This is a genomic window from Chryseolinea sp. H1M3-3, assembly GCF_029360725.1.
Lineage (GTDB): Bacteria > Bacteroidota > Bacteroidia > Cytophagales > Cyclobacteriaceae > Chryseolinea.
The window spans coordinates 66,843-81,401 of record NZ_JARKMY010000019.1 but is presented as its reverse complement, the minus strand read 5'-3'; the positions used below and the strand labels follow the sequence as shown (position 1 = coordinate 81,401).

The window sequence follows — 14,559 nt, the reverse complement described above, 5'->3', positions numbered from 1 at the left end:
GCCTGGTACGCCGTTAGTATTCCTTGAGTAGAGTAAATCTTCTCATAGGTTTAGGTTTAGGTAACAAAAAAGCTCTGAGACGCAGAGCTTTTTTGCTATGTAGATATACCTGTGAAGTCGTAAAGTTTTTAACCTCTAAAGTGAGTTACACTTCATCGTCGGCTGGCTTCGTATTTTTACTATATTCTTTATCCAGTTTCGAAAGTTGTTGATTTAATAAATTAATGCGTACCAATAAATTTAACACCAACGCATCCTTTACTTTCTCACTTGGTCTCGATTTCATTTCCTCTTTTAAAACCATATACATCGCTTCCAGTTGTTTGAAATCCTGCGTATGACCGTTAAGACCATCACTTTTTTGGAAGCCGTCAATCAATGCAACTTTCTCTGAGATCTGCTGAAAATAAAATGCCTCGACATCCTTAAATTCATTGGCTGCCAACTCAGCGCTTTGACGTGGGGTACCTGTTTTCGGAATTAATAGATAAACCGACAGTAGCATAAATATCACTGCTGCGGCTCGCCATAGGCCGACAGAATTCCATACGCTATAAGATTTAAACTTCATTGACGTTTCGATATTCCTCCATACTTTTTCTGAAGGTTCTTTATCATCGAACTGCTGTCTGTTGTTTTTAATGAAATCATCTAATTCATCTTTCATAGCAATTATATTTTTTTTGGGCTCAACATCTGCGCTGGGCTACTGAACCTGGTTTAATAATTCTTTCAATTTACTTTTCGCTCTGTTCAACTGAGACTTTGAAGTAGATTCACTGATACCAAGAATCTCCCCGATTTCCTGATGATCGTATCCCTCCAACAAATATAACGAGAGCACCGTCCTGTATCCATCCGGCAATTTTTCAATGCATTGTTTCACCCGTTCAACCGTTAAATCCTCCCTGTATTCAGTGGACGTTTCCTCTTCAGCTACATCCCATTGCTCGTCGTCGTCCGGTATCAATTCATGTTTACGTTTATTTAAAGCGTTAAGGGCCTTGTTCACCACGATCCTTTTTAACCAGGCGCCAAAGGAAGCATCACCACGATAGCTTTCGAGATTATGAAACGCGCTGATAAACGCTTCTTGCAGGACGTCTTCCGCTTCTTCTTCACTTTTTGTGATGCGATATCCAACGTTGAACATGGCTTTTGCATACAGCTTATAGAGCTGGTAATGCGCATCTCTCTCCCCCATCCGGCATCGTTCAATCAGTTCATCATGAATGTGCAAAGTCCTCTGATCCAATCGTTTTGCTGCTATTGATGTATAAAGACAAGTTAAAAAGAAAAGGGTTGCACAGGGCAATCATCACTGTTTTAGATGCGGCGCTTCCGGTTAGATGCGGCGCTTCCGGGTTGAAGCCTGATTTTTTGACACTGGTGCCTACGCCTCATACTCACAGCAACACTACTGGTTCTCCATCAAGCACCTTAATCTAGACTCGCCGATGGCTACTCCAACCCCTTTTCCTTCGCTATTCTTTTTAACAATTGCATGGCTTCTTCCCTGTCGTTCTTGATCTCCCCTTCCAGGATAGCCTCTTTAATTTGCTCTTTAATTTCACCGATAATTCTTCCAGGAGGAATTTTATAGAGGCTCATAATTTCATCACCAGTGATGGGGGGCTGAAAATTTCTGATGTGATCTTTTGCTTCTACCTCTGCAATCTTCTGTTCAACTACGTCAAAGTTTTTGAGGAAGCGACTGACCTTGTCATAATTTTTGGAGGTGATATCCGCACGACAAAGTTTCATGAGGGCATCAATGTCGTCACCCGCATCGAATAGCAACCTTCGGATGGCAGCGTCTGTCACTTCTTTGGAAAGTGGAATGGGACGCAAGTGTAGTCGAACAAGTTTTTGTACAAACTCCATTCTATCATTCAACGGTAGCTTTAGGCGCTTAAAAATGGAAGGAGTCATGCGGGCACCACGATCTTCATGACCATGAAATGTCCAGCCGTGGATTTTATCATATCTCTTGGTTGCCGGTTTGGCGATGTCATGAAGTATTGCAGCCCAGCGCAACCACAAATCACTGGATACCTTTGCAACATTGTCGAGTACCTGAAGGGTATGAAAGAAATTATCTTTGTGCGCCTTGTTTCCGATGTATTCTACACCATGCAGGGCCACGAGCTCTGGAAAAAATTGTTTCAATAAACCGCTATGGAAAAGAAGCTTGAACCCATAAGAGGGAACCGTGCTTAATATAATTTTATTCAACTCATCGGTTATACGCTCCTGCGAAACAATCTGAAGACGTTCTGCCTGGTTAATGATGGCTTGAAAAGCGTCAGCTTCAATGTCATAATTCAATTGTGATGCGAAGCGTACGGCGCGCATCATTCTCAAAGGATCATCCGAAAAAGTTATCGCCGGATCGAGTGGCGTGCGAATAATCTTTTTTTTCATATCCTCATGACCATTGAACGGGTCAATTAAGTCACCATAATTTTTTTTATTCAAACTTATGGCCAATGCATTAATGGTGAAGTCCCTCCGCTTTTGATCATCCTCTAATGTTCCATTTTCAACAATAGGTTTTCTGGAATCATGTCGGTAGGATTCTTTCCGCGCGCCAACAAACTCCAGTTCAAGATCTCCATAAACAATTTGAGCTGTCCCAAAACTTTTAAAAATGGTTACATGGATATCCGGCCCCAGTGCCGTCGCTACTTTTTGAGCGAGCTCTATGCCGCTTCCTACACAAACAAAATCAATATCTTTGGAAGGTCGATTCAAAATCAAATCTCGCACATAGCCACCAACGACATACGTTTCAAGCTGTAAAGCATCGGCCACACGGCCAATTTTTTTTAACACATCATGTTGAAGAGAAGACGCTAAGTTCATAAACCAGATTGCATATCCGGCCAAAGTTAGGTAAAGGTTTGGAATTGGAAGATTGGAAAATCAGAATATTGGATTATCGAAAAATCCAAAGATAAGTTAAGGAGGAACAGAGTTCTGTGGCGAAGAAGTTTGTTCAATGTGCAAATGCGTCCGCTCCTGTGCAACAAATTATGACAGCTACACGCATCGACAATCCTTATATTAAATCGCCCTACTCAAAATAGCGGCTGTGTGTTTCACTTTAATTCCAGAACCCTTCCTTACTATTAAACGTCGGACATGGAATCAAGCGATATTTTTTCTTAACGCTTTTCTTTGACTTGGAATTGAATTCGTACACAATTGAAACTTCGTGTGCGCCCCCTGACGAAGTTTGCAATTCTGATATTGTGAAATCATAACTATAACCGATCGTGAGACTTTTGAAATATAAACCGAGATAAAGGATCAATGCGTCTTGCGCGATACTATTGATGACGGTTCGCTGGAAAGGTTTACCGCGATACCACAAACCGACAGAGATAGGATCAATATGATAGTTTACACCCAAATCAAGCTGTGTGAATGATTTTCCCTGCATCCGGTAAATGAATGACGGTGTAAGGTAAGAAGTGCGCGCGCGATTCAGCAGTCCACCATTTAGACTTAACCGTATACCCGCATGGATAGAAGTCTTGATATCAAGCCGACTCACTTCATTAAGCACAGAAAGATTGGGCCTGTTCATGTGTTGGAACGATGCACCAAACCAAAGGCTCTTCGAATACAACAAAAATCCTGAACCAAAATCAAAATGACTTTGCCTGCCCAATTTATTTAACTCAGGATCAAGAGAAATTCCGTCATACTCAAGCCCATCACCTAAACGCAGTTTGGAACGGTCAAGCCCGTTTGATCCATATCCAAAGGAAAGACCTGGAGAAAAAACTATATTTTCTGTTAACTTGATTTTGTAAGAGTACATTAGAGATCCCGTTGTGGTTCGCCAACCGGCCGAACCCATTTTGTCTGTGGTAAACAGAAATCCAAAACCACTTCTTAATTCATTTACAAAGATATCGTACGATGCCGCATAGGTAGCGAAAGCCTGAGGCAAACTGGGCCATTGAATACGATGGTTTGCTACAAAGCGTTGTTGCGGCGTAATACCTGTAAAGCCCGGATTAAGGTACAATGGTGCCTGATAATATTGAGAGAACTGCGGATCCTGAGCATACGCTGAGAAGCTTGTTATCAGTAATAGTATTTGTAAAATCTTTTTCATTCTCTAAAAATTCGAAGTTCGATGTCTGAGGTTCGAGGTTCGCCTAGCCTTGAACCTTGAATCCTCAAACAGGTAAACTATTTAATCAATGTCACATCCCCTATCTTAGTCGTTCGTTGTCCATCAGACAAGCGCAAGACTAGCTTGTAAACGTATACCCCTGCCGGTAACGCCCTTCCGTTTTTATCGTATCCATCCCAACCGATGTTTTTATCACGGCTTTCAAAAAGCAGTGTACCCCACCGGTCGAAAATCTGCATTTGAAATTCTTCAACGCCACGCATGATCGGCAGGAACACATCGTTAAATGTTCCGTTCCCAGCTACACCACCTGATGGACCTGATTCACCGGGCGTAAATGCATTGGGAAGTTTAATGTATCCACCATCGAGCGCAACCAGTTCCTGCTTAGTCGTGTCATAACAAATTACATTGCCATCCATAATTCCATCTCCATCCACGTCACGGTTTCCATTATCGAAGCCAGCGACGAGGGTCACGAAATATTTACCCTCCAGCTTATAAAGGTGTCGTGGTTCATATTCATTAGAAGTTGATCCATCATCAAAAATCCATTCATATATGCTGGCGCGAGCTGATTTGTTAAATGTTTGCAATTCCGTATCCGGAACATACAGCGGGTTCGGACGCAGCTCGAAAAGTGCAGAAGGTTTATCAAAAACTTCGATACCTTTTTGGTTTGCCTGTGCCGTTTGGCCAGTAGCCAGGAAGCTAGCCGTGAGATAAAGATCGTACGTGCCTGGTTTTAAAATTCTAAACTCAGGGTTACGCAATGTCGATGTTGTTACCAAGCCTGATTGATCATACAACTCCCACAAGAATGTATCCGCACCAGGTGAAAGATTTTCCACAGTAATATTTGTCGGGAAGCAAGATGCAAGCGGCGTCGCCTTAAACGCAGCACCTAGCATTGGCAATTGTATATTGATTTGCTTGGTGTCGATACTCTGACAAGTTTTATTATCAATGTCACGTGCATCAATATTGATTGCGCGCAAAGTGATATGTTTTATTCCAGGCGAGAAATAGTCTACGGCGTAAGTTGCGGTACCCGTGCCGGTAGCTGGTGTTGCTCTAACATCACCAAAATCCCAAGAGAATTCGAAATCTGCCGGATCGAGAGGCGCTGAATTATTAGTAAAGGTTATTGTAGATGAACCCCCGCTAAAAGGTGCTGGCGGATCTGGCGTACTGCCAATCTCAGCCGTGACACCTCGGTACACCTTAACCTCTTCCATGTATTTTGCTGAACAACCTTCGTTATTAGAGGCTTCATACACAACTTCATAATACATGGGATTCGTAGAAGTGTTATTTGTGAAAGTATACGTCACATTTGCTACCGGCCCGGTTCGGACATCGAGTTCCTGCGTTGTCCCTTTTTCACGGTAATACCACTTGCCGACATCTACCCCTGCGGATTGATCTCTGAACCTCGTGCTTTCACCACTACACAGTACCAATTCTCCCGGTAAGATGTTGAGAATCACATTGGGATATACCGTAACCGTTTTAGTAGCAAATTTAGGTTCGCATAGGGCATTCTCGGCCTGAAGCCTTACGGGATAAATGGTTGAACTTTCCGTGGAACCTGCAGCAAAAATGTGCGTGATGGTTTGAACACCGAGTGGTTTATCATCAGGCCCTGGTGACAGCGGATCGTTTACAACGGTCTGACTACCATCAGTCCAAATCCATGTATATTTTACGCCTTGCTCAACTTCCCATTGGAAGGTGAACGTGCCCCCTGGACATTGCGCCGTCGGTGCAAGCACCTGGAAGTCGGGGTTGATCTTAATGATGTTAACAGGCAATGCTTGCGGTACATTTGTTGAAATACATCCATTAAGATCGCGTACCCTCAATAAAGTATAGGTTGTGTTTTGCTGGAAGTTGCTGATCGGAATCATTGTATTTTCCGTTCCAATCAAGTTCGTAAAGGTGGTTGATCCAGCAGAATAGTCGTATTCAATAGGTGCCGTACCCAGTGACATGGCGAGCGACAGCGTAAATGATTCGCCCTGGCAAACATTTGAAGGCGCTGTAAATGATACCACCGGTAATGGATTGACGGTAATTTCCACTTTATTATCTTTTCCGAGCACACCACATGAGCCTGAAGAAACCAGTCTCCGGTAGTATGTAGTTTGTGTAATCGCAGGAGGATCAAACTGGTTGCCAGTAGCCCCAGGGATATCAATCCAATCCGCGTCGTTTGTTGAACCCGTCAGTGATTGTTGCCATTGGAACTGATAATTACCCACACCACCGAACGGAGCAACAAGCTCATTGATCAGCATGGGATCTTCACCCATACATATCGATTGATTAATTCCGACTAACCCGGCAATAAATGGAGGAGGATTTATAATCACCACAGAAACAGGCAACGATGGGCAATTATTCTTATCCGTTACTGTGATCGTGTAGCTACCAAAAGGTAAATTTTGAAATGCTTCTACTCCGGTACCACCAGTTATTACTCGGTAAGGATTTGTAGGATCACCCGATCTTACCAAGGTGTAGTTGTACGTCGTAGGGATATTTCCACCGGCGGCAGTAACATCAATCTGAGCATCCTGTGCATCTTTACAGCTCAAGGCATAGCCATTGGCATTCATTAATACGGTTGCCGTAAGTTCAACCTGTAACGGGTTGACTAGTGAAACCGGCGGAGAATCGATGGTACATCCATTCGAATCTTCAACTCTTACGTTATACGACCCGGCATTCAGGTTACTGAATATACCATCGTTATCCGGATCTGTCGTATTTGTTTGTAACAACAAATAGCTTGAATAAGTACCTGAACCGCCGGATACATTAGTACTAATGATTCCATCACTGCCAAGGAAACAAGAAATCGGTTGATCGATAGTCAAAGAAGCCGAAAGTGTTGGCGGCTCAATCAAATTAATATTTTGAGTAGCCAAACATCCCTTTGAATCCTGTACCTCTACAACGTGAGGGCCGGCTGCCAGCGAGTTAAAAGTATAAACACTGGTTCCTGCGTTAATGAAAGGACCACCGTCAATTCGATATGAATATACAGGTGTTCCGGTCAGTACATCTATTCTGATTTGCCCGCTGTTATCCGCATTACAATTCAGGTTGAAACCATTGAAGTTGCTTAAAGTGTTGGATACTGAAATCTGAGGATTAACCCTATATTTTATAGGGACAACTCTCTGACAAGATGTCGGCAAATATTCAACGACCGCGTATACAGGGATGTCATCGGTCATTACATAGGCGTTCAATGAACCATCATCGGGAATTTGAGTTGTTAAACCGATATCCTGATACCAGGTTATTGTGGTGTTGGGATCTCCTGCATCCGGTGTTACGGTGGCTTCTAATGATTCCAGATCCGCAGTGAATGTGTTGCCACCAGGTGCATCTGAACATACCTCAAGTGTTTGGGCATTTGCTATTGGAGATTTCCTTACAGTCACGACAAATGTTTGAACCGGATTAGCACATTCATCCAAACCTTCTTCTGAAGGAGGATTTTTTCCGCGAACCTCAAATGTCACAGTACCATCCAAAGAAGATGATGTGTTGGTAATAATCATGTTCGCGATATTCCCCAATCCAGCGGCTGAGCTACCGATTGTGATGTGAGGATCATAAGTCTTGACAATCCACAGGAAGTTGGCGTCAGCATTATTGGGCGAACTAAAAGCAACATTTAAAAGATCGCCATTACATAAAGGAGGAACAACCACAGGATTAACATCCGTGCGTGGATAAATCGTAAGATCCACGGTGGTCGCAGGGTTACCTGCGCAACCTAACGTTGTACTATAAGGTAATATTTCATATCTGACAATCTGATTTACACCTGAGGTATTTTCCCATATGTTATCATAAATGACATCGTCCAGGTATAGCGTTGTGCCATCTGCTGCAGGGATAGGTGAAAGCGCTGTCACGCCCGCTGGTACGGTAATGCTGTTCAAAATAAACCTGTCAGATGGGAATGTATTATTGGCGGATATCAGCGTGATACCTGTCTCAACGCCACTGCAAATTGCACGGTTAAGGCTTGGACTTAGCTGAGGCTCCGGTTTCACTGTTACGGTGATAATCTGTGCAGTTCCTGCGCATTCTTTGGCAGCTGCACCTACACTTATTGGAGTTACCGTATAGTTAACTGCAAGTGGTGTCGCAGTTAGGTTTTCAAATACGTGATTCTCAATAAAATTATTTGGTAGATTCGTTTGTGGAAATGTTTCAGGACCTGCAGGATTCTTGTAGCCTAAACCAGGCGTATAAATCGCGTTCGATATGGTGAATTTATCAATTGTAACAGGGCTGCTGGCATGTTCCAGGAATACAATATTGGTCGGTGAATCACTGCAGATCTGTTGATCGTTGTCGGCCATTATTGGTTTCAGGTTTATGGTTACGGGAAATTCCGCTTCAGGGCTCGCACAAACATTGTTTACTTCTGTTACAGTTACCTTTACATCTTCATCGGCAAATTCCACGAAGATGTCTGGGAGCGTTTGACCGGAAGTGATAAACGCACCTCCTATAGAATTATCCGATTGTCTTCTTATTTCCCATGTATAATCGGAACTAGGATTTGGCGTCACGATGCTGTATTGAATACCATCATCGTTTTCACAAACTACAGCTTCACCCGTAATAGTCGGAGCCACAGGTTGCGGAGAACGGTTGATATCCAATGTCAAATCTGACGAACTACAACCATTGAGTTCAATTCTTACTCGCAACGTTTCAACGGAGGGAGCTGCTGTATAAGGGAACTGAAGCAGGACGTAAAAGTCATCCTCTCCTCCACCAGCGAACACGTTAAATTCACCCGGTCCAGTTGGAATGGTCCAATAATATTTTGCGCCTGGCACGCTGGTAACCTGATAGGTTTGTACTGGTAGTGAAGTCAAAGGGGCTCCGTTGGCGCCCATACAAACCGTGGGGTCACCATTAATAGGAACATTTGCAGGCAACTGATTTACCTGTAACCTAAGCCTTACTACTATGGGACACGACGGTGCGGTACCGTAAGTAACCCTGGCAAACACATCCAATGATCCCGTAATGCTGGCGATGGGAGCAACGATCGGAGACACGTTCGCTTGGGCATTTGCTACTGAACTGTGCCAGGAAATGATATTCCCGGGCGTTGTGACTGCATCTCTAAAACGCGCTTGTGTTAAATCAATATTGGTAGCAGTATTTGTTCCGGGTGAATCCTCGCACAAGGCAACCATTGCATCCTGGGCAGTGGGTAATGCCCGAACATTAATTGATACGATAGCATCGCTTGTACATCCAGTAGCCGTTTCAAATATCCTGGCGACGTATACTTTACCATCCGGGACGTTTACTTGCGTCACCGACGGATCAGCTATTAATGTACCAATCGGTGGTGCTCCATCCTCATACCAGGTGATCGTACGGTTAGCAGCTGGTATTGATGTTACCGTGCTTTCGTAAGAAGTCAGTAACACTTGTGTGGTCAATGCGCCACCAGCAGGTGGAACTTCACAAATAACGGGGCTAATATCTGTTGATGCCGGAGCACTGATTCTATTTATCACCACTTCGTCAAAAGCTGTACAGGAATTTCCACCAGCACTGGTCAAGGTCCATCGCACAGTGGCGGAGTTACCGGGTGCAGGCAAGTTTCTTACCGTAGTCTGCGGATCGGTAGGGTCATCAAATGTTAGTCCGGCTGTTCCTGTCCACAAACCTGTAGCGCCAAATGGCGGAGGGTCCTGGGCAGTCAGCTGGTAAAAGCTTTCGCAAACATTTACCGTAGGGGTACCGGCATCTGCGATCGGTACTCTGTCTACAAAAATCGTAATTTCATCTTCCGCAACGGCACAGGTACTGGCGCCTGCCGGAATTCCCTGAAGTTTTACTTTTATTGATGTACCAGCTGTATAGTCAGCCGCGTTTGCATTATAAACAGCACTGACCGTATTTCCGACAACGGTTATCGATCCAATAGAACCATTGCCATCTACATTTACCCATGTGCCACTCGTTGCACCGCCGCCTATGGTCCCCGTTAATGGTATGGCAGTCGTTGTAGGATCTAAACAAATACCTGTAACATCTGCCGATGCGGCAGTGGGCGTTTGATAGAACGTTACAGTAGCATTACCTGCCTCAGAAGGACAAGTACCACTAGTCACACGCCACTCTAATATATATGACCCATAAGTAAATGGTGAATTTAGGGATACTGCCGAAGTCGGATTGTTAACATCTGCAATACTTATTTGTGGACAGCTTCCGGTTATACATCCACCAGGGCCACTGATGATGGTCCAGACGCCTGTGCCGACAGTCGGTGTCGGAGCTGTAAGATTAGTTGTTTCCCCGCATTGATTGACGGTCATCGGTGGAACTGCTGCCGGGTTAGCGCCAAAGTCGATAACTACATCGTCTTCAAATGTACAAGCTCCGATAATGACCGACCATCTCATAGTATATGCGCCGGCAAGGGAAGTGTTTGCTATCGAAAATGTAGTGTTCGCAGCATTGGCCGTAAACGTCGGAGCAGGTCTTCCAGCAGGCACACTGCTTAAATAAGACCACGTTCCTGTGCCGGCTCCCGATGTTGCATTCTGTGCAGCAGACACCAACACACCGCAAATCGCTTGATCAGTTCCAGCTGTTGGAGGTGTCGGATTATCAGTTACGGTAACAGTTTCAATTCCACTGGTCACCGTATTACAAGGCCCGTTGTCTACCACAGCCCTGAACCGGTAAATGCCATCGCTTAAAATACCTGGCGTTATCGAATTGCCAGAAGCCGGCCCGGTGTAGGTTACAAATCCTCCACCGTTTAATTCTACCTGCCATTCTACAATCGTACCGATATGACCAGAAAGTGTAATAGGTCCTACACTGGTTCCCTCGCAGACATCCGGGAAATTACTCGGAGTGCCGGCCACGGTCTCATTATAAATTCGAACATCAAAAGTCCTTGTCGCTGCGCAATTTGGCGCAGAAGTATATTGCCTTGTTACTGAAATGGTCCGATCCACAAAAAGTTGGCCCGGCGCAAATGCAACGGCCACGTTATACGTAGCTGAATTAGCATTGGACGAACCGACTGTAACACCCGAAGCTCCATTAAAAATGTATTGCGTGGCGCCGCCAACGGTTTCAGTAGCGGGATTTGGCAATACGATGTTGAAACTGCTATTGTTACAGATTTGTGCGGGTGGCGCCGTCGTTGGATTCGGAACCGTAATAGCACTTCTGATAATCCGGGTAAGTTGTATTTTCGGACTCTCACAATTCAACGCGTTAGCTACATTGGGGACGTAACTTGCCCAAACTGAATACACACCTGCGGTCGTGTTGTTAACATAACCAGGAACATTGGCAGAAGTAAAATTCAAGAACGTGTTTGTTCCAGAAGTAATCAGCGTTCCCGGCGCATCTGGACTTCCCGGAACATTTCTGTACCAGTTTACGATATTTCCCGGAGGCACACCCGTAAGGTCAAATCGCGAAGGTGTGGTACCATTACAAACTGTTTCATTGAGGCCACCCGGCGCAGGCGGCTGTGCCACCACGCGGATGCGGGCTCTTTCGGTAACCGGGGGACGTGCAGGGTATGCGTTACACGTGTTCCAGTAGTTCATCGTAATTTCAAAGACATCCCCAACCTGGGCGGTGGAGGGTATAGTAATAATTTCGGTTGTTGCCGTGGGGAAGCCGGAATTTGTAATCGGCTCTGTTGAAATGGATACGGCGCCATTGGAAGGAAAAGCTGTCGGGAATCCGCCAATCCTAACGGTACCTGTAATGGTATTTGTCGTGCCGTACACGAATTGTCTCCAGCGTCTTCTGTCGTTGGGTCCAAGAATTAGATCGGGAGGAACGCAGTTCAGATCAGAACGGTCTGTGAAGGTGACATTCGTTTCAACACCGGCACATACCAGGTACTCGTTTACATTTGTAATTGTTTCAAGTAATGATAGATCCCCAGTCTGCTGATCATCTGTATTCCAACGAACAAAGCGGGGTGGAACTCCCAAGGTGGCTGCGCAGACCGAACCATTGAACACAAGTCTTACGTCAGGACGGTATTCGCATTTTACCTGACCACCGTTCGGGGGAAATAGATGAATGGCCGATGCAAAATATCTGTTTGGGCCGATTTTAATACCTACAACAAGTTCGGGAGCGGATCCATCATCCCAGTTAATTTCAAACTCCACTGTCCCACTTTCGTCGACATTGGCGATGTCGATTTCCATGATACCAGGCTGAACCGGATTATTCGCACAGAGCGTACCATTATCTCGGTTGGCAATGGAACCGGTAAAAATACCTGTACCATCTGCTCCATTACATCCTTGAGCCAGCGTTTTTTGTTGGAAAATGCTTAGCCCAATGATGATTGATATAACCGAAAGAAACTTAAAACGTAACAATAGACACATTCGCTCTCACATTTGATCACCAAAAATTTCCAACTACCATAAAGCCAAATACAGACAGTCGGAATAGCACATAGCGCTTGTCATCCTGTTTTAAATTCCTACCCAATTTTTTTAGTAACCCTCGGATTGAGGGCGGAGAGCGGTTTTTCAGATGTAAGGTCGGGATAGGCGGTGAACTGCGAGTGAATAAAAAAAATATCGCGATCACTCGTTTCCTCTAAGCATTTTTGGGGAAAAGATGCAACACTTTTTAACTATAAATTTTAGAATCCAAAGTTTGAAGTGCTGACTTCGAAACTTTCACTTTAAACTTTACCTTTGCCCCCGATTTTATCTTAGGCTAGGCTTTATATGTCATTAACTGCGAAATATATTTTTGTAACCGGCGGTGTAACTTCTTCTCTTGGTAAGGGAATTATTGCGGCCTCACTGGCTCAATTGCTCCAAGCCCGGGGATTTAAAGTAACCATCCAGAAATTTGATCCTTATCTTAACATCGATCCAGGGACGCTCAATCCTTATGAACATGGCGAGTGCTATGTAACTGATGATGGCGCCGAAACGGATTTAGATCTTGGTCATTACGAGCGTTTTCTGAACATCCGGACTTCCCAGGCAAATAATGTTACCACTGGGCGGATCTACAACAATGTTATCACCAAAGAAAGAAAGGGCGAATATCTAGGAAAAACAGTGCAGGTAATACCTCATATAACAGATGAAATAAAACGAAATCTGTTCATGTTAGGGGAAACCGGAGAGTATGATTTTGTGATTACGGAGATTGGAGGTTGTGTCGGCGACATAGAGTCCTTGCCTTTTATTGAAGCTGTGCGCCAGGTAAAGTGGGATCTCCCACCTCACAATGTCATTGTCATTCATCTTACACTGATACCTTATCTAAAGGCAGCTAAAGAACTGAAAACCAAGCCCACACAGCATTCAGTTAAAGATTTATTAGAAGCTGGAGTCCAGCCGGATATTTTAGTTTGTCGGACAGAAATGCCGCTCCCGCACGATATCCGTAAGAAGCTTGCCTTATTTTGTAATGTGCATATCAACTCTGTGATCGAAGCCATGGATGCGGAAACCATTTATGATGTGCCGATTTTAATGCGTAAAGAAAAACTGGATGAGCGTGTATTGGCAAAGTTGAAAGTACCAGCCAAGGAAGAACCCATGCTCGATGATTGGAAAAACTTTCTTGGAAAACTGAAGAACCCAGTCAATGAAGTTACCATCGGACTTGTAGGTAAATATGTCTCATTACCAGATGCATACAAATCAATAGCAGAAGCATTTGTTCATGCGGGTGCCGAAAATGATTGTAAGGTGAATGTGCGGTGGATTTCCTCAGAAGATGTAAATCCGGAAGTGGTCGATTCTATGTTGAACAATCTGGATGGGGTGTTGGTGGCGCCGGGTTTCGGGGAACGTGGACTTGAAGGAAAAATCCAAACCATTCGGTACGTTCGCGAAAATAAGATTCCATTCTTTGGGATTTGCCTGGGCATGCAGTGTGCAGTCGTTGAGTTTGCCCGTAATGTCTTGGGACTAGAAGCAAGCTCTACGGAACTGAATCCAAAGACGGCGAATCCTGTCATTGACATGATGGAGGAACAGAAAAAGGTTGTCAATAAAGGGGGCACCATGCGACTTGGATCGTATGATTGCAAACTTAAAAAAGGAAGTAAGGCTTTCGCGGCCTATGGAGAAACGACAATTCATGAACGACATCGACACCGTTATGAATTTAATAATAAGTACCTGGAACAAATTGAACATGCAGGTCTTAAGGCGGTGGGCACAAACCCCGGGACAAATCTGGTTGAAGTGGTTGAACTTAAGGATCATCCCTGGTTTGTTGGTGTGCAATACCACCCTGAACTGAAAAGTACGGTCCTGAATCCTCATCCACTATTTGTGAAATTTGTAGAGGCGGCATTGGAGAGGAAGAAGGTCAGGGTTTGA

General features: G+C 44.4%; 6 protein-coding genes. 1 reads left to right on the top strand and 5 read right to left on the bottom strand.

The genetic code is table 11. The features are described 5' to 3' along the window. Positions 1 to 145 precede the first annotated feature (145 nt). From P2W71_RS27590 to P2W71_RS27570, 5 genes are all read right to left on the bottom strand, one after another. Positions 146 to 667, bottom strand: a complete 522-nt coding sequence (locus tag P2W71_RS27590) for a hypothetical protein (protein ID WP_276374760.1) — start codon at positions 665 to 667, stop codon at positions 146 to 148. Between the two features lie 39 nt (positions 668 to 706). After that, on the bottom strand, positions 707 to 1,255 hold the full coding sequence (locus tag P2W71_RS27585) for an RNA polymerase sigma factor (RefSeq protein ID WP_276374758.1): 549 nt from the start codon (positions 1,253 to 1,255) through the stop codon (positions 707 to 709). A 206-nt stretch (positions 1,256 to 1,461) separates the two neighbouring features. Next, positions 1,462 to 2,865 (bottom strand): HD domain-containing protein, encoded by a 1,404-nt coding sequence (locus P2W71_RS27580; RefSeq protein ID WP_276374757.1) that lies wholly within the window; start codon positions 2,863 to 2,865, stop codon positions 1,462 to 1,464. A 241-nt stretch (positions 2,866 to 3,106) separates the two neighbouring features. Continuing rightward, positions 3,107 to 4,129: a type IX secretion system membrane protein PorP/SprF gene (locus tag P2W71_RS27575; RefSeq protein WP_276374756.1), complete on the bottom strand. Its 1,023-nt coding sequence runs from the start codon at positions 4,127 to 4,129 to the stop codon at positions 3,107 to 3,109. Between the two features lie 77 nt (positions 4,130 to 4,206). Beyond that, the gene (locus tag P2W71_RS27570) at positions 4,207 to 12,588 is read right to left on the bottom strand and encodes a PKD domain-containing protein (RefSeq protein WP_276374755.1); all 8,382 of its coding nucleotides are present in this window, start codon (positions 12,586 to 12,588) and stop codon (positions 4,207 to 4,209) included. 351 nt (positions 12,589 to 12,939) lie between these two features. On the opposite strand from P2W71_RS27570, the gene P2W71_RS27565 reads away from it, so the two are divergent. Continuing rightward, complete coding sequence (locus P2W71_RS27565) at positions 12,940 to 14,559, top strand: CTP synthase (protein WP_276374754.1); 1,620 nt, start codon at positions 12,940 to 12,942, stop codon at positions 14,557 to 14,559.

Excerpts from the sequence above, each read along its gene's own strand:
- P2W71_RS27590 (WP_276374760.1), bottom strand. The coding sequence starts at position 667 with ATGAAAGATGAATTAGATGATTTCATTAAAAACAACAGACAGCAGTTC.
- P2W71_RS27580 (WP_276374757.1), bottom strand. The coding sequence starts at position 2,865 with ATGAACTTAGCGTCTTCTCTTCAACATGATGTGTTAAAAAAAATTGGC.
- P2W71_RS27575 (WP_276374756.1), bottom strand. The coding sequence starts at position 4,129 with ATGAAAAAGATTTTACAAATACTATTACTGATAACAAGCTTCTCAGCG.
- P2W71_RS27570 (WP_276374755.1), bottom strand. The coding sequence starts at position 12,588 with ATGTGTCTATTGTTACGTTTTAAGTTTCTTTCGGTTATATCAATCATC.
- P2W71_RS27565 (WP_276374754.1), top strand. The coding sequence starts at position 12,940 with ATGTCATTAACTGCGAAATATATTTTTGTAACCGGCGGTGTAACTTCT.